General features: G+C 74.9%; 16 protein-coding genes. 10 read left to right on the forward strand and 6 right to left on the reverse strand.

Annotated features, from left to right (window positions below; genetic code table 11):
• Nucleotides 1–30: 30 nt before the first annotated feature.
• The gene (locus HUT16_RS34590) at nucleotides 31–2,085 is read left to right on the forward strand and encodes a discoidin domain-containing protein (RefSeq protein WP_254898418.1); all 2,055 of its coding nucleotides are present in this window, start codon (nucleotides 31–33) and stop codon (nucleotides 2,083–2,085) included.
• Between the two features lie 116 nt (nucleotides 2,086–2,201).
• Here HUT16_RS34590 and HUT16_RS34595 read toward each other — a convergent pair whose 3' ends face one another.
• Nucleotides 2,202–2,564, reverse strand: coding sequence for a MauE/DoxX family redox-associated membrane protein (locus HUT16_RS34595; protein WP_176191950.1), 363 nt, complete (start codon nucleotides 2,562–2,564; stop codon nucleotides 2,202–2,204).
• A gap of 359 nt (nucleotides 2,565–2,923) precedes the next feature.
• On the opposite strand from HUT16_RS34595, the gene HUT16_RS34600 reads away from it, so the two are divergent.
• On the forward strand, nucleotides 2,924–3,637 hold the full coding sequence (locus HUT16_RS34600) for a hypothetical protein (RefSeq protein ID WP_176191951.1): 714 nt from the start codon (nucleotides 2,924–2,926) through the stop codon (nucleotides 3,635–3,637).
• Nucleotides 3,638–3,898: 261 nt separating this feature from the next.
• Here the strand turns inward: HUT16_RS34600 and HUT16_RS34605 are convergent, their stop codons facing one another.
• On the reverse strand, nucleotides 3,899–4,624 hold the full coding sequence (locus HUT16_RS34605; protein ID WP_176191952.1) for a bifunctional 2-polyprenyl-6-hydroxyphenol methylase/3-demethylubiquinol 3-O-methyltransferase UbiG: 726 nt from the start codon (nucleotides 4,622–4,624) through the stop codon (nucleotides 3,899–3,901).
• A 314-nt stretch (nucleotides 4,625–4,938) separates the two neighbouring features.
• Between HUT16_RS34605 and HUT16_RS34610 the strand changes: the two genes are divergently transcribed.
• The 4 genes from HUT16_RS34610 (at nucleotide 4,939) to msrA (ending at nucleotide 7,192) form a co-directional block, all read left to right on the forward strand.
• On the forward strand, nucleotides 4,939–5,313 hold the full coding sequence (locus HUT16_RS34610) for a VOC family protein (RefSeq protein WP_176191953.1): 375 nt from the start codon (nucleotides 4,939–4,941) through the stop codon (nucleotides 5,311–5,313).
• Between the two features lie 30 nt (nucleotides 5,314–5,343).
• Nucleotides 5,344–5,943 carry a maleylpyruvate isomerase N-terminal domain-containing protein gene (locus HUT16_RS34615; RefSeq protein WP_254898135.1) on the forward strand — a complete coding sequence of 200 codons (600 nt, stop codon included), beginning with the start codon at nucleotides 5,344–5,346 and terminating at the stop codon, nucleotides 5,941–5,943.
• Nucleotides 5,944–5,979: 36 nt separating this feature from the next.
• A complete protein-coding gene (locus HUT16_RS34620; protein ID WP_254898136.1) occupies nucleotides 5,980–6,552 on the forward strand; it encodes a YbaK/EbsC family protein in 573 nt (190 codons plus the stop codon).
• A 133-nt stretch (nucleotides 6,553–6,685) separates the two neighbouring features.
• Nucleotides 6,686–7,192, forward strand: a complete 507-nt coding sequence (gene msrA, locus HUT16_RS34625; protein ID WP_033222870.1) for a peptide-methionine (S)-S-oxide reductase MsrA — start codon at nucleotides 6,686–6,688, stop codon at nucleotides 7,190–7,192.
• Nucleotides 7,193–7,332: 140 nt separating this feature from the next.
• On the opposite strand, the gene HUT16_RS34630 is transcribed toward msrA, so the two are convergent.
• Entirely contained in the window at nucleotides 7,333–7,902 is a 570-nt protein-coding gene (locus HUT16_RS34630; protein ID WP_176191954.1) for a TetR/AcrR family transcriptional regulator, read from the reverse strand.
• A gap of 107 nt (nucleotides 7,903–8,009) precedes the next feature.
• On the opposite strand from HUT16_RS34630, the gene HUT16_RS34635 reads away from it, so the two are divergent.
• Complete coding sequence (locus HUT16_RS34635; RefSeq protein ID WP_176191955.1) at nucleotides 8,010–8,507, forward strand: FBP domain-containing protein; 498 nt, start codon at nucleotides 8,010–8,012, stop codon at nucleotides 8,505–8,507.
• Nucleotides 8,508–8,563: 56 nt separating this feature from the next.
• Nucleotides 8,564–9,427 (forward strand): class I SAM-dependent methyltransferase, encoded by an 864-nt coding sequence (locus HUT16_RS34640; RefSeq protein WP_176191956.1) that lies wholly within the window; start codon nucleotides 8,564–8,566, stop codon nucleotides 9,425–9,427.
• Between the two features lie 141 nt (nucleotides 9,428–9,568).
• Here the strand turns inward: HUT16_RS34640 and HUT16_RS34645 are convergent, their stop codons facing one another.
• The 3 genes from HUT16_RS34645 to HUT16_RS34655 all read right to left on the reverse strand — a co-directional run bounded on the left by HUT16_RS34645 (nucleotide 9,569) and on the right by HUT16_RS34655 (nucleotide 12,131).
• Nucleotides 9,569–10,300 carry a GNAT family N-acetyltransferase gene (locus HUT16_RS34645; protein WP_176191957.1) on the reverse strand — a complete coding sequence of 244 codons (732 nt, stop codon included), beginning with the start codon at nucleotides 10,298–10,300 and terminating at the stop codon, nucleotides 9,569–9,571.
• A gap of 120 nt (nucleotides 10,301–10,420) precedes the next feature.
• Complete coding sequence (locus tag HUT16_RS34650) at nucleotides 10,421–11,110, reverse strand: hypothetical protein (protein WP_176191958.1); 690 nt, start codon at nucleotides 11,108–11,110, stop codon at nucleotides 10,421–10,423.
• A gap of 145 nt (nucleotides 11,111–11,255) precedes the next feature.
• The gene (locus HUT16_RS34655; protein ID WP_176191959.1) at nucleotides 11,256–12,131 is read right to left on the reverse strand and encodes an NAD(P)H-binding protein; all 876 of its coding nucleotides are present in this window, start codon (nucleotides 12,129–12,131) and stop codon (nucleotides 11,256–11,258) included.
• A gap of 126 nt (nucleotides 12,132–12,257) precedes the next feature.
• Here HUT16_RS34655 and HUT16_RS34660 point away from each other — a divergent pair, with 126 nt between their 5' ends.
• Nucleotides 12,258–12,812, forward strand: a complete 555-nt coding sequence (locus tag HUT16_RS34660) for a TetR/AcrR family transcriptional regulator (RefSeq protein ID WP_176191960.1) — start codon at nucleotides 12,258–12,260, stop codon at nucleotides 12,810–12,812.
• A 246-nt stretch (nucleotides 12,813–13,058) separates the two neighbouring features.
• Nucleotides 13,059–15,902: a hypothetical protein gene (locus HUT16_RS34665; RefSeq protein WP_176191961.1), complete on the forward strand. Its 2,844-nt coding sequence runs from the start codon at nucleotides 13,059–13,061 to the stop codon at nucleotides 15,900–15,902.
• The last annotated feature ends 50 nt before the right edge of the window (nucleotides 15,903–15,952 follow it).

Consider the following 15,952-nt stretch of genomic DNA (forward strand, 5'->3'; position numbering starts at 1 on the left):
CCCCTGGTCTTCGCGTTCGTCGCCGTCCTGATCGCGACCCTCGCGCTCGCGGTGAACCAGGCCGCCCCCGCCCGCGCCGAAGGCACCCTGCTGTCGCAGGGGAAGACCGCGACCGCCTCCTCCACCGAGAACGCCGGAACGCCGGCCTCGGCCGCGGTCGACGGCAACACCGGCACCCGCTGGTCCTCCGCCGCCGCCGACCCGCAGTGGCTCCAGGTCGACCTCGGCGCCACGGACACCATCACCTCCGTCGCCCTCACCTGGGAGACGGCGTACGCCAAGGCGTACCAGATCCAGACCTCCACCGACGGCACCACCTGGACGAACGTCTACACGACCACGACCGGGCGGGGCGGCTCCGAGAGCCTGACCGTGAACGGGACGGGCCGCTACGTCCGCGTCCTCGGCACCCAGCGGGCCACCCAGTACGGGTACTCGCTCTGGGAGTTCCAGGTCTACGGCACCGCGGGCACCGGCACCGGCACCGGCGCCTGCTCGACCACCAACGCCGCCCTGAACCGGGCCGCGACCGCCTCCTCCACCGAGAACGGCGGCACCCCGGCCTCGGCCGCGGTCGACGGCAACACCGGCACCCGCTGGTCCTCCGCCGCCGCCGACCCGCAGTGGCTCCAGGTCGACCTGGGCTCCGCGCAGAACGTCTGCGGCGTCCAGCTGTCCTGGGAGGCGGCGTACGCCAAGGCGTACCAGATCCAGACCTCCACCGACGGCACCACCTGGAGCACCGTCTACTCGACGGCCGACGGCCGCGGCGCGACCGAGCTGATCACCCTGGCCGGCACCGGCCGCTACGTCCGCGTCCTCGGCACCCAGCGCGCCACCCAGTACGGGTACTCGCTCTGGGAGTTCCAGGTCTTCACCGGCGGCGGGGGCGGCACCGGCAACCCGGGCGGCGGGAAGACGCTGCTCTCGTACGGCAAGCCCGCCACCGCCTCGACCTTCCAGGACAGCGGCAACTGCTCGGGCTGCACGCCGGCCAAGGCCTTCGACGAGGACCCGGCGACGCGCTGGGCGACCAGTGACGTCAACGGCTGGGTCGACCCGGGCTGGATCGCGGTCGACCTCGGCGCGACCGCCCACGTCACCCAGGTCGTGCTCCAGTGGGACCCGGCGTTCGCGACCGCCTACCAGATCCAGGTCTCGCCGGACGGCACCAACTGGACCAGCATCTACTCCACCACCACCGGCAAGGGCTTCAAGGAGACCCTCAACGTCGACGGCACCGGCCGGTACGTGCGGATGTACGGCACCGCGCGCAGCAACGGCTACGGCTACTCGCTGTGGAGCTTCGACGTGTACGGCACCGGCGGCAACCCCACCGCGCCGCCCGCGCTGCCGCCGAACCCGGCCAACCCGCCGCGCCTGGTGTGGAGCGACGAGTTCAACGGCGCCGCCAACACCAAGCCGGACCCCGCCAAGTGGACCCAGGACCCGGGCAACGGCCAGAACGGCGAGCTGGAGCTCTACACCAACGGCGACAACACCAACCTGGACGGCAACGGCAACCTCGTCATCGAGGCCCGCAAGGAGGCCAACGGCCAGTACACCTCCGGCCGGATCAACACCCACGGCCACCTCGACTTCACCTACGGGCACGTCGAGGCCCGCATCAAGGTCAGCGGCACCCAGGGCCTGTGGCCCGCGTTCTGGATGCTCGGCTCGAACTTCAAGTCCGGCACGCCGTGGCCGTACTGCGGTGAGATCGACATCATGGAGCACGTCGGCAAGGTCGCGGACTCGGTGTACTCCACCCTGCACGCCCCGGCCTACAACGGCGGAGGCGGCTACGGCTCGCCGTACACCCTCGCCGGGTCGGACTTCGCCTCCGACTTCCACACCTACGCCGTCGACTGGGACTCCACCCACATGACGTTCGCGGTGGACGGCCACAACTTCTTCACCGTCGACCGCTCGACGCTGGAGCAGACCCGCGGCCCCTGGGTGTACGACCACCCCTTCTACATCATCCTCAACAACGCGGTCGGCGGTGACTGGCCCGGCAACCCCGACGCCACCACCGTCCTGCCGCAGAAGATGATCGTCGACTACGTCCGCGTCTCGCAGTGACCACGGGCTCCGGGGCCGACCGGTCCGACCGGTCGGCCCCGGAGTTCCGCGCGGGCGGCTCCCGGTGCCCGGTTCCCGCTGCCCGGTTCCCGCTGCCCGGCTCGGCCGAGGGGGCGTCAGTGTCGGGAGACCCGCAGTGCCCAGAGGATCAGCGGGGCCTGCAGGGGCAGCCGGGCGAACGCGGCGGCGCGCAGCGGGGCCGGGCGGTGGCGCCAGTCGTAGGCCATCTGCACGTTGGCCGGGAACACGGCGGTGAACAGGCCCGCGGCCGCCAGCGCGCCGACGCGGCGGCCGCGCGGGTGCAGGACCGCCGCGCCCACGGCCAGCTCGGCCAGCCCGCTCGCCCTGGTCCAGGTCCGGGGCGCGCCGGGCAGGCCGCGCGGCACGATCGCGTCGAACGGCTTCGGGACGGCGAAGTGCGCGGCCCCGGCGGCGAGCAGGAGCCCGCCCAGCAGGCGGGCGGAGCGGTCGGTGGTCATCGGCTCTCCTGGGGCATTCGGACGTGGAGGTGATGTTACCGAACGGTAGTCCCGGTGGGCGGCCCACGGGAACCCCGCATCCCGCATCAACCGGCTGCCCCTCAGCCTGCCAGTCCATCGGGCGGCCGTGGTCGGGGCGCGCTGGTCGGGTGGGGCCGGTCGGGGACCCGCCCGCTGTCCGGGGCGGTGTCGTACCGTCGGGCCTGGATGTAGCGGGTGTCACCGGCCGACAGCCTGCTCGTGGCGTGCGCCATGGTTCTCCTCGGAGGCGGGAAGCGCGGAGGGGAGGGAGTGGCCGATCGGCCGACTCGGTGGCTGCTGGGCCGGTCCGGCGGATCTTCGTACGGCATCATGTGCGGGTGCACCTGACGCAGCCTGATGACCTGATCGTCCGTCTTCTTGAGGCCGACAAGCCGACCGATGTCGTCTATGTCGGGGCCGCTTGCCTGGCGGGGATGCTCGACGGATTCGGGTGGGTCAGGTCCCGGCATTCGCTCGAGCGACGGGTGTCGGTCCGCCGTGAGGTGCTCCAACTGGAGAAGAGCAAGCGGAACCGATCGGGACACCTCATCGAGTTCACCGTGGCGAGCCTGACCGTCTTCGACGAGGACCTCGGCGCGTGGCGTCGAGCCAATTCGGAGCTGACCGTTCGCCGCCCCGAATCCGTCGAGTCGATCGTCTGCGCCTCCAGCTTCCTCGACATGCCCGGTCAGCACTCCGTGGTGCTCACCCGTCCCGAGGAACGCCTGACGAGGCTGGAGCAGTTCGCAGCTCACCTTCGCGACACCGCGCTCCCGTGGTTCGCCAGTACCGCCGATCCCGCGCAGCTCGCGCGGACGGCTCCTGATGCGCTTCTCACCGCGTGGGGGTTCGCTCAGGATCTGATCGAGTTCCTCGTCAGCACCGGCCATCACCTACAGGCGCAGGCGCTGTGGGACCGGGTCCAGGAACATCAGCCGGCCCACCGGCAAGCATTCGTGGCTGGTCGAACCATGGCCGGGACAGGAGAGCGACCTCGCTGGCACACGCCTGAGGCCCTTGGGTGGAGCGCGTCCGTCCTGGATCTGCTGTAACTGATCGTTTCAGAATGATCGCGAGAGCCGTCGCAGGCAGGTGGTCGAGGAGGCAAGTTCGGGCAGCCGTCGCGTACCTCCTCGCTCGTCCGTTGCGTACCGATCGACACCGGTCACACAACCAACGCCGGATGAGGGGTCAATGAGAATTCCGGGTTGATTCCAGGAGTGTTGGAGGTGGTGAGAAAGTGCACAACGGATGTCCGGCAGGTGTGCGGCGTCTCTTGCGCCCCGGTGGTGTCGGGAGCCTCGGGACGGGGCTCAGGGGCGGCGGGCCAGGAAGACGTGCTCTCGGCCCGGGCGGTCCGGCGCGTCCCTGACCTCGACGGGGTCGAGGTCGGCGGTGCGCAGGTCGGCCTCGACCTCGGCGCGTGTGCGGAAGCGCAGGGTGGAGTCCGAGGTGAGGTGCCGTCCGTCCGCGGCGAACACGTAGTGCCGGCGGAACGTCACCAGCGGGCCGGTGACGTCCAGCAGTTCCACCCAGTTCTCCACCGCGCCGACGTTCGGCAGGTCGTCGACCCGGTGGGAGGCCGCCCGGGTCCAGGACTCCCAGGCGCGGCGGGCCGGGACGCGGCTCTCGAACACCAGGTGCCCGCCCGGGCGCAGCGCGTCGCGGATGCCCCGCAGGGTGGCCGACCAGTGGGCCGGGTCGGTGATCTCCTGGGCGGCGTTGGCCGTCATGGTGACCAGGTCGACCCGCAACGGGGGCAGGTCCGTCGCGTCCCCGACCAGCCAGCGGACCCGCTCGGCGCCCGGTTTGCGGCGGGCCACCCCGACGGAGGCGGCGGCCGGGTCGACGCCCAGCACGCGCACGCCGCGCCCGGCCAGCAGCAGGGCGAACACCCCGGTGCCGCAGCCCAGGTCGAGCACCTCGGACGCGCCCAGCTCGTCGACCAGGGCCAGGTAGGGCAGCAGGTCGTCGCGGTCCGGGTCGAGCGCGTCGTAGACCGCGGCCAGCCGGGGCAGGGTGAAGCATTCGTCGGCCATCCGCACGACGGTAGCGTCGGCGGGAGGCCGTCCGCACCCGGTTTCCCACGGGGCGGGAGGGGGCGATGCGAGGAGGCGGAGGGGAGTCGCGGGGAGGCGGAAAAGGGTTTGCTGGGGGGTGCGGCCGTTGCGTACGGTGGCCGGGTGAACACCGGAACGGCCATGGGCCACGTACGGATCGGTGACCCGGTGGGCGGCTGACCGCGCCCCGGGTGCCATCGGGGCGTCCGCACGTCCGAGGGCCGCCGGGCCCGGGGAGCAGTGCGCGCACACGTCCCCAGACCGACCACACCCGGAACGAGGTTCACCCGGCCATGCCAGCCGCCTTCAACCACACCATCGTCGCCGCCAAGGACGCGCCCGCGTCCGCCCGCTTCTACCGCGAGCTGCTGGAGGCCGAACAGGCGCCCTCCTGGGGCCCGTTCACCAACCTGCTGCTCGCCGACGGCGTGCTGCTGCAGTTCGCCGAACCGCCGGTGGAGATCCAGATGCAGCACTACGCCTTCCTGGTCGACGACGAACTGTTCGACCGCGCCCACGCCCTGCTGCGCGAGCGCGGCATCGACCACTGGGCCGATCCGCAGATGCGGCGCCCCGGCGAGACCAACACCGAGCACGGCGGGCGCGGCGTCTACCTGCTCGACCCGTCCGGCCACGGCCTGGAACTGATCACCCGTCCCTACCTGTGAGCCGGGCGGGGCGCGTGAGTCAATAGGCGCATGAACACGGGTGCGGGTGCGGGCGAGGGGATGGGCGAGCGGGACGTGCGGGCCGCGCTGGCCGAGGCGAGGCGCGTCCTGACCCCGCACCTCGGCCGGGACTGGAGCGTCCCGGCCGGCCCGCTGGAGTGGAGCTGCCGGGAGACGCTGGCCCACATCGGCCACGACCTGCTCGGCTACGCCGGGCAGGTCGCCGCCCGCCCCGACGACGGCTACCTGCCCTTCGACCTGACGGTGCGTCCGGACGCCCGTCCGGCCGAGGTGCTGGCCACCGCGCTGGCCTGCGGCGAACTGCTGGCCCTCGCCCTGGCCGCGGCCGACCCGGACGGGCGGGCCTGGCACTGGGGGCCGACCGATCCGGCCGGCTTCGCCGCGATGGGCACCGCCGAGACGCTGCTGCACACCCACGACATCGCCACCGGCCTCGCCCTGGACTGGACGCCCCCATCGGCGCTCTGCGCCGCCGTGCTGGCCCGGCTCTTCCCCGACGCTCCCGCCGGCGACCCCGCGCCCGTCCTGCTCTGGTGCACCGGGCGGGCCGGGCTTCCGGGCCGTCCGCGCCGTACGTCCTGGAGGTGGCGGGCGGCCCGGGCGGAGTGAGCGGAGAAGTGGTCCGGCCCCGCTAGAGTCGGGGGCATGAGCGAGCAGGTGGAGCAGTCGGTGCGGGCGCCGTTCGGGAACTTCCCGCAGGTGCGGCGCGCGGTGGACGTCGTCGGGGAACTGGCGGCCCCGGTCGCCGAACTGCTGGGGCGGTGGGACGCCGACTCGGCCCGGCAGGTGCTGTACGTGGACACCGACCCGGAACTGGCCGACACCGCCGTGTTCTGCGCCGCCTACGACGTCCCGGTCGAGGCCTCCGCGAACTGCGTGGTGGTCGCGGCCAAGCGCGGCGGGGAGACCACGCTGGCCGCCGGCCTGGTGCTGGCCACCACCCGGCTCGACGTCAACAAGGCGGTCCGCGGCCACCTGGGGGCGCGCAAGGTCTCGTTCGCGCCGATGGACACCGCCGTCGGCGAGAGCGGCATGGAGTACGGCGGCATCACCCCCGTCGGCCTGCCCGCGCACTGGCCGCTGCTGGTCGACGCGGCCGTCGCCGCCGCCCCGTACGTGCTGGTCGGCAGCGGCCGGCGGCGCGGGAAGCTGATCCTGCCCGGCGCGGTGGCCGCCGCGCTGCCCGGCGCGCAGGTGCTGGAGGGGCTGGCCGGCTGAGGCCGCAGGTCACCGAGGTTCCGTCGGCCGGACGGGGAACACCGCGGGCCGTCCGGCGGTTGGACCGGATGGTCCCCCAGGGGCGGTGCCCCGGGCGGACGAGTCGACGTCCCATGCGAGGAGTGAGTACGAGATGACCACGGACCGCGCTGTCCTGGCCGGCGGGTGCTTCTGGGGAATGCAGGAGCTGATCCGCAAGCTCCCCGGCGTCCAGTCGACCCGGACCGGCTACACCGGCGGCCAGAACGCGCACGCCACCTACCGCAACCACCCCGGCCACGCCGAGGCGCTGGAGATCGTCTACGACCCGGAGCGGATCAGCTACCGGACGCTGCTGGAGTACTTCTTCCAGATCCACGACCCGAGCACCCTCGACCGGCAGGGCAACGACATCGGCAGCAGCTACCGCTCGGCCGTCTTCTACGCGGACGAGGCCCAGCGCGCCACCGCCCTCGACACCATCGCGGACGTCGACGCCAGCGGCCTGTGGCCCGGCAAGGTGGTCACCGAGGTCACCCCGCTGGGCGACTTCTGGGAGGCCGAGCCCGAGCACCAGGACTACCTGCAGCACTACCCCAACGGCTACACCTGCCACTACCCGCGCCCGGGCTGGAAGCTCCCGGTGCGTGAAGGCGCGTGAGCGGTTCGTAGGCTTCGTAGGCACGGCCCGACGGCGGCCGCCGGTTCCTCCGGCGGCCGCCGTCGCCGCGTCCGGGGGGCTGTCGTTGCCGCGTCCGGGCGCTGTCCGGGGGCGGCTGCCACCCTGCCGGGCCTGTTGGTTCAGCCGTCGGCGCGGGCGCGGAGCAGGGCGTCCAGCGAGTCGACGATCCAGTCCCAGGACTCCTGCGGGTCCACCGGGGTGTGGGCGAAGCCCCCGGCCGCCTCCAGGCCGATGTAGCCGTGGAAGACGCTGCCGAGCAGCCGGACCGCGTGGGTCTGGCCGGGCTCGGAGAGGTGGTAGCCGCGCAGGATGGCCCGGGTCAGCTGGGAGTGCCGGGGGGCGGCGCCGGCGGCGGCGGTCTCCGGGTCGAGGCGCAGCCGGGCGGCGTCGTAGCGGCCCGGGTGCTCGCGGGCGTAGCCGCGGTAGGCCTCGGCGAAGGCGGCGAGGGCGTCGCGGCCGGACCGCCCGGCGATCGCGTCGGCGGCCCGGTCGGCGAGCTCCTCCAGGGCCAGCAGGGCGATCCGGACCTTGAGGTCGTGCGAGCTGCGGACGTGCGAGTACAGGCTGGCGACCTTGACGTCGAAGCGCCGGGCCAGCTCGGTGACCGTCACCTGCTCGAAGCCCACCTCGTCGGCCAGTTCCGCGCCCGCCCGGGCCAGCACCCCGGGGGTCAGACCTGCACGTGCCACCGTGTTCACCCGTTCCTCTCTGGTTCCCGCACTTCCCGCTTCCCGGAAGCTTTCAGGAAGCATTATCCGTTTGCCTAAATGACTTAGGCAAATTAGCGTGGTGTTTCGTGAGAGAGCTGACCGACCCCGAGATCCGTGCCGCGTTCCTGAACTGCTCCAAGGGCGAGGCGAAGCGACTGAACCTGCCCCGCGAGCTGGCCGAACAGCCCTGGTCCGAGCTGGACTTCCTCGGCTGGCGCGACCCGCAGGCCCCCGACCGCGCCTACCTGGTCACCGAGATCGACGGCCGCCCGCAGACCGTCGTCCTGCGCGCCTCCTCCGGCGCCTCCTGGCAGGCCCGCCGGAGCATCTGCTCGCTGTGCGTCACCACGCACACCGGCGGGGTCTCCCTGCTGGTGGCCCCGCTGGCCGGCCCGGCCGGGCGGCAGGGCAACTCCGTCGGCGCCTACATGTGCAGCGACCTGGCCTGTTCGCTGTACGTCCGGGGCTTGTGCGAGACTGGCACCAAGATCCACGAGTCGCTGACGCCCGAGCAGCGGATCGAGCGGCTGCGCGACAACCTGGCCGGATTCCTGACCAAGGTGCGCGGAACCGAACAGGGCTGAGCCGCCGTCAGGACGGGTGACGACCGGCAGTCGAGGCGACGGCGAGGGGCGGGCGGATGGCGAACTTCACGGTGGACGGCCCCGGCCCTGCGGCGGCCGACCGGCCGGAGGCCCTCGACGCGTTCGACGCTCTGGAACGGCGGATCTGGACGGGCCGGGCCACCGCCTACGCCGCGAGCTTCGCCCGGCTGTGCGCCCACCCGGTGCCCGCCCTGCTCGACGCCGCCGCCGTCCGGCCCGGCCACGCGGTGCTGGACGTCGGCACCGGGACGGGCGCTGCGGCGGCCGCCGCCTGCGCGCGCGGCGCCCGGGTCACCGCCGTCGACGCCGAGCCCAGCATGCTGGCCGAAGCCCGGCGCAACGCCCCGCAGGCCGAGGTGCGCGCTGCGACCCTGCCCGAACTGCCCTTCGCCGACCGGTCGTTCGACGCGGTGGTCGGCAACTTCGTGATCAACCACGTCGGGCGGCCGGACGCCGCCATCGCCGAACTGCGTCGGGTGCTGCGCCCCGGCGGCCGGATCGCCCTCACCGTCTGGGCCGCCCCCGCGGCGCCCGGGCAGAGCCTGCTCGGCCGGGCCGTCGAAGCCGCGAGGGCGCCCCGGCCCGCGCACCTGCCGCCGCCACCCGCCGCGCTCCAGGCCATCGCCACCCCCGAGGGCCTGACCGGGCTGCTCACTGCCGGGGGCCTACGCGACGCGAGCTGCCGCACCCTGCGCTGGAACCACCGCACCACCACCGAGGAGTGGTGGGCCGGGCCCGCCGGGCGGGTGGCCTTCATCGGCGAACTCCTGCACCACCAGACGCCGGAGGTCCGGGCCCGGATCGAGGCCGAGTACGTCCGCCTCGCGGGGGAGTTCCGCACGGCGGACGGCGGGCTGGCTCTTCCGCACGCCGCGTTGTTGGTCGCGGGTCGTCGTTGAGGCTTGCTGGTCAGGGGGCTCGGCCCGCGGAAGCTGATCCGGGGGGAGGCGGTGGTGCGGGCCCGGGGCGAGGGCGGGTGTGGTTGCCCTGCCGGGGAGTTCCGGACGGCGGGTTGGCCCTTCCGTACGCTGCGTTGCTGGTCAGGGGAGCTCGGCGGAGAGTTGGGTGCCCAGTTCGTGGAAGCCGATTCGGGCGGCGACCCGGCGGGAGGCGGGGACGCGGGCGCGCCACTGGGGGAGGAGGTCGGCGGCCAGGGCGTGGGCGGCGGCGGTCGTGGCGGTGGTGCGGGCCAGGCCGCGGCCGCGGGCGTTCGGGGCGGTGAGGATGCTGAACTGGGCGGTCTCGTACGGCCAGACGCGGTAGCCGCAGGCGGCCAGGGCGTGTCCGTCGCGCAGGACGGCGAAGGCGGGGGAGGTGATCTCGTCGAGCGCGGCCTCGCCGCGTTCCTCCTCGTCGACCCGGGCCTCCAACGAGCGCAGCGCCGGGTGGTCGTTGGGGAGTTGGGCGAGCGTCAGGCGGGGGTCGTCCAGGGCGGGCGGGGCGGGGGTGAACGTCTCCGGGGCGAGGTAGGCGAGCGTGGCCGGGCCGAGGATCCGGCCGATCGGCAGGGCCGCCCGTAGCCGTCCGGTGTTCCACGCGGCCTCCGGGGCGGAGCGGAGGGCGGCGCGTAGCAGTTCGGCCCGCCGTGCGTCCGGCGCGGTCGCCAGCACGGCGCCCCCCAGCGTCAGCAGGCCGCACCAACCCGGCGGGCACAGGGCTGACTTCGGGGACACCACGACCGTCGCGGCGCCCGGCGCGGGGAAGGCGGCCGGTGCGGCGGCCAGCCCCTCCCAGAGACCGGCCGCCCGCCGGATCAGTCGATCGTTCGTCATCTGCCCATCCTCCCGCCGGGGTCGGTCGAGGGGCGAGGGGATTTTCGGGACGGAGGGGATTTCCGGGACGGAGGGGATTTCCGGGGCGGCGGGCGGTGCCGGGTGCGGTGGCCGCCCCGCTCAGTGGCCGCCCTTCGAGGGGGTGCAGCCGCCCTCGACGTAGGGACCGTGCACCTCGATGCGCGGCGGGTCGGACAGCGTGCCCGTCAGGCAGGGCCCGATCTGCGGGACGAAGACGCTGAACTGCACGCCGCCGGTGCCCGGGGTGACGACGGCGCCCGGGTAGCCGAGGCGGGTGAGCAGTTCCTTCGCCTGCTCGGGCCCGGTCGGGGCCTTCCCGACGAGCCCGGCGGCGATGAGCGCGGCGTGCGCGTCGCCCCGGCACTGCTGGACGGGGCTCAGCGCGACGGTCTGCAGGTAGGCGTGGTTCTCGGCGTACTTGGGGTTCTCGGGCTGGCCCACGTGCGCGTCCGCGCCGAGCGAGGGCGTGGGGTCGACCGGGGACGGGGCCACCGGGGACGGCACCGCGGTGGACTTCCCCGCGCAGGTCTTCGCGACGGTCGGGAACGCCCGGTCGTGGTCGGCCACCGCCTGCTTCTGCTGCTGCTCGTACTTCTGCTGGGCCTCCTGCGCGGCGTTCGAAGCGCTCGGGTCCGAGGTGCTCGGCTTCGAAGCGCCCGGGTCCGAGGCGCTCGGGCGGGAGGCGCCCGCGCCCGAGGCGCCCCCGGCGGGGTGGGTGGAGCCGCAGCCGGTGAGCAGGGCGCCCGCGGCGAGCACGGCGGTGGCCACGGCCAGGGCGGGACGTTTCACGGTGGGTGCTCCGGTCGGCGGGCGGGCCCGGACGGCCCGTCGGTGCGGTCATCGTTCCGTACGCGGTCGTTCGGCGGCCAGAGTACGTGTACTCAGGTTCCGGCTTCCACCCGGGCCGTGCGGCCGGCGGCAGGGGCGCCCGGGCTCACGGGAGTCGGCGGGCCGCCCGGACGGCGGGCAGGTGGTCGGCGAGGAAGGCGTCGACCGTGCGGGCCGGGCGGCCGAGCAGGGCGGGGACGGCGCCGGTCACCTCGGCCAGCGACCCGGCCGCGACCTCGCGCAGCAGCTCGGCCAGGTCGGCGGCGAAACCGGGCGGGGCGCCTTGGGCGGTCAGCGCGGCCGCGACCTGCTCCGGGGCGAGGGGTGCGAGGCCGACCGGGCGGCCCAGGGCGGACGCGATCCGCTCGGCCAACTCCCGGTCGGTCAGCGCCTGCGGGCCGGTCAGCACGAAGGACTCGCCCGGCCGCGGCGGCCCCGTCAGCAGCACCTCCGCGCACTCGGCGACGTCCCGGGTGTCGATGTGCGAGACGGGCGCGCCGCCGTAGCGGGCCACCAGCCGCCCGTCCGGGGTGAACGCCCCCGGGGCGAGCAGGTTCTGCAGGAAGCCGGAGGGCTGGAGCAGCGACCAGGCCGGTCCGGCGGCGGCCAGCCGGCGGTCGAGCACCCCGTGCGCGCCCTGGGCCAGCAGGCCGCCCGGCTCGGCGTGCCACACCGAGACCTTGACCACCCGTTCGACGCCCGCCGCCGCGGCCGCGTCGATGGCGGCGCCGAGTTGACGGACCATCGGCTGCTCGCCGTCCACCGGCAGCGCGCCGGGCCCGCCCAGGAACAGTCGGTCCACGCCCGCGAAGGCGGCGGCCAGCGAGGCCGGGTCGTCGAAGTCCCCGACCGCGTACGGGCAGCCCAGGGCGCGGCCCTTGGCCTCGTCGCGGACCAGGGCGCGGAACCCGGCCCCCCGTTCGGCGAGCCGGCGCACCAGGTGGCGGCCGATCGAGCCGGTGGCTCCGGTCAGCAGGATCACGGCGGGTTCCCCCTGTCTGGTCGGGTGGCGCTCCGATAAACTGAGCCACCCTCGGTTTAGGTGTAAGTCGAGGATGCCTCGATTTGTTGGCCGGGGGCAAGACCCCGGCCGGAAAAGGGAGTCGCCGTGCCCGAACCCGCCCGCCGCCGACCGCGCGCCGACGCGCTGCGCAACCGCGAACGGCTGCTCGCCGAGGCCGACGCGGTCTTCCGCGAACAGGGCACCGGCGCCTCGCTGGAGGGCGTCGCCCGTCGGGCCGGCGTCGCCACCGGCACCCTCTACGGCCACTTCCCGACCCGGGCCGCCCTGGTCGCCGCCCTGTTGGAGGCCCGCAACCGGGAGCTGTTCGCCTACGGCGACGGGCTCGCCGAGGACCTCGACCCGGCCCGGGCGCTGGCCGACTGGATCCGCGCGGTCGTCCGGCACGCCGCCGCCTACCGGGGCCTGGCCGCCGAACTGGCCGCCCGCTCCGACGAACTCCTGGACTCCTGCCACCGGATGACGGAGATCGGCGACCTGCTGACCGCCCGGGCCCGCGCCGCCGGAGCGCTGCGCGGCGACACCACCGGCGCCGACGTGTTCACCCTGACGAACGCCGCCGCCTGGGCCCGCGAGCACGAAACCCCCGCCCAGGCCGACCGGTTGCTCGACCTCGCGCTGGCCGGGATGATCGCCCGGTGACCGGACCGGGGGAGAACCGGCGGCGAGCGGGGGTGCGGTTCGCGGCGGCGCCGGGTTCCGGGTGAACGTTCAACCGGGGCGGAACTTTCAACACATTCGCAGGTCATATGACTGGATGGTGGACGTACCGATTGGGCACTGTGGTGGCGGGCCGGACACCGGCCGCGCCGGAGGGAGTCGGCACGCGGCCGGTCGCACCGCGACCCGTCCCGGAACGGTCCCCTCGCTGCTGCGGAGCGTGCAGTCATGCCCGTGTCGGTTCACATGTTCCCCGGTCAGGGGGACTTCCCCGTCCAGACGTTGTACCTGGCCGCCGCCCGGGACGGCGCACTGCGCCGCACGCTGCGCGCCGTCTACGAGGAGATCGACGCCGCCGTCGCCGCCACCGCGGAGGCCGACCCGCTGCCCGCACTGGCCGGCCTGCTGCTCGGTGAACACCCGCCCGGGGGAGGGGAACTGGCCCGGGGCCCGGTCGGCCTCCAGCAACTCGCCCACCACGGCGCGGCGCTGGCCTGGCACCGGGTGCTGGCCGAACGGCACGGCCCGCCCGCCGCCCTGCTCGCCGTCAGCTTCGGCGAACTCGCCGCCCTGACCGCCGCCGGGTCCTGGACGGTCGCCATCGGTGCCGCCGCCGCCCTGCACCTGGCCGAAGTGCTGGCCGGGGCGCCCGGCGCACTCACCCTGCTCGGCTGCGACGAGGACCAGGCCGCCGAACTGGCCGCCCGCGCCGGGGGCGGACGGGTGGCCGTCGGCTGCGTCAACAGCCCCCGGGAGTGCGTGCTCGGCGGCCCGCCCGGGCAACTCGCCGCCGTCGAACGGCTCGCCGCGGCCCGCGGCCTCACCGCCGTCCGGCTGCGCCTGCCCTTCGGCTCCCACCACCCCGAACTCGGCGACCAGCGCGCCCGGTTCGAAGCCCTGCTGCGCGGCGGCCCGCCGATCCGCCCGCCCGCCGTGCCCGTCTACTCGGCCGTCGCCGGACGCCGCTACACCCCCGCCGACGACCTCGCCGCCCGGGCCGCCGACTGCCTGGTCCGCCCCGCCCACCTGCCCCGCGTCCTCGCCCTGCTCGCCGCCCACGGCCACACCGACTACCACGAGGCCGGACCGGGCAGCGCGCTCGGCCGCAACGCCGCCGACTGCCTGCGCGGCACCGGGGCCCGGGTGTCCGGGGTGAGCACCGACCGGACGCCAACTCCAGTACAGAGAAAGGGAGCTCGCATGCCACAGGAGCCGTTCGAGTCGCCGGGGGAGAGAACCGGGACGGCGGGAGGGGCCACCGGGGCGCGTGGAGAGGGAACCGGGGCGCCGGGGGAGGGAACCGGGGCGCCGGGGGAGCCCGGCGCAGCGGCGGAGGCGCCGTACGGGACGCTGGAGGAGCTGTTGCACGGCCGCCACCACCCCGGCTACCTGCCCCGACTGCACCGCGCCCTGGCCCGGCACCCGTACCGCGTCGCCGAGTCCCCCGTCGAGCGCGAGCCCTACCTCCACCGCCGCCTGCGCACGCTGCTGCGTGCGCTGCCCGCCGCCGCCGAACTCCACGCCCGCGCCGACGCGCTGGCCGCCGCCCTGGCCTGGGCCGCGGTCGCCGACCCCCGGCTCGGCATGACGGTCGTCACCCAGAGCGTCCTCGGCCAGGGCTCGCTGCTGCGGCTGGCGGGCAACCCCAAGGACGTCCGGCCCGCCCTCGACGCCGTCGACGCCGGCGAACTGCGGATCGGCTACCTGGTCACCGAGGCCGGCCGTGCCAGCAGCCACCTCGGCGCCGGAACGGTGGCCGAATTCCAGCCCGGGCGAAGGGAGTTCGTGCTGCGGACCCCCGAGGAGGCGGACGCCAAGTTCGGCGGCGTCGCCCAGTACCCCGGGCCGCGCGGCGCCGTGGTGATCGCCCGCGCCGTCGACGCGGCCGGACGGGACGGCGGGGTGTTCGCCTTCCTGGCCCACCTCGCCGACCACGACGGCCCCCGGCCCGGCGTCACCCTCTCCCCGCCCGTCCCCGTCGGCGCGCTCCCGCTCAGCTACCACCGCGTCCGCTTCGACGGCCTGCGCGTCCCCGAGGCGCACTGGCTGCGCGACGACGCCGACCTCGACGGACACGGCCGCCTGCACGACCCGCGCACCCCCGCCGACCGGCTGCGCCGCACCCTCGCCGTCGGCCAGGACCTGTGGGGCGTCCTGCCCACCGCCCTGGCCGCGCTCGCCCGCCAGTCCGCGGTCCTCGCCGTCCGGCACTCGCGCCACCGCGAGACCCGCGCCGCCCTCGCCCCCGGCAGCCCGCTGCTCGCCCACCGCAGCCAGCAGCGCGCCCTGCTTGGCGCCCTCGCCGACGCCTTCGCCCTCAGCTGCGCCGCCGCCCGGGCCCGCCACCTGCTCACCGCCGCCCGGGAGTCCGACACCGCCGGGGCGGAGAGCGGCTTCGCACCGTGGGCCGCCGTCAGCCGCCCGCTGTCCGGGTACAAGGCGCACTGCGCCGACGAGGCCGAACGGATCATCGCCGACTGCCAGCGCCGCTGCGGCCACGCCGGACTCGCCGACGGCAACCGGCTGGCCGGGTACCACGGCTTCGCCCGCTCCTTCGACCCGGCCGGCGGCGACAGCCGACTCATCCGCTACGACCTCGGCCGGGCCCTGCTGGCGGACGCCCCGACCGGAACGCTCCCGCCGATCCCCACCGACCTCGCCGACCCCGGGTGGTGGCCCGCGGTCCTGGCCAGGCACCAGCACACCCAGACCGGTTGGCTGCGCCGCGCCACCGCCGAGCTGACCCGCGCGGGCGCCACCCCCTTCGAGGTGTGGAACCCGCTGCTCGACCGGGCGGCGGAACTCGGCGCGACGTACGCGGCCCGGCTCGCCGCCGAGGACCTCCCGCGCGCCCTCGCCGCCCTCCCGCCGGACGAGGCCACCGCGGCCCTCGCCCACCTCGCCGCCCTCCGCGCGGCCGACCGGCTGGCCGGCCCGCTGCTGCGCCACCGCACCCTCGCCCCCGGCGAACTCGCCGGACTGGAGAACGCCCTCGAACGCGCCTACGACCGGCTGCTGCCGCACCTGGACCGGGTCGAACGGGACTTCGCCTTCCCCGACGAGATCGTCTAGGACCGACGGGGCTGCCCGCTCCGACGGGACCGGAAGCCGATGCGCGCAAT

It is taken from the genome of Kitasatospora sp. NA04385 (assembly GCF_013364235.1).
Classification (GTDB): Bacteria; Actinomycetota; Actinomycetes; order Streptomycetales; family Streptomycetaceae; genus Kitasatospora.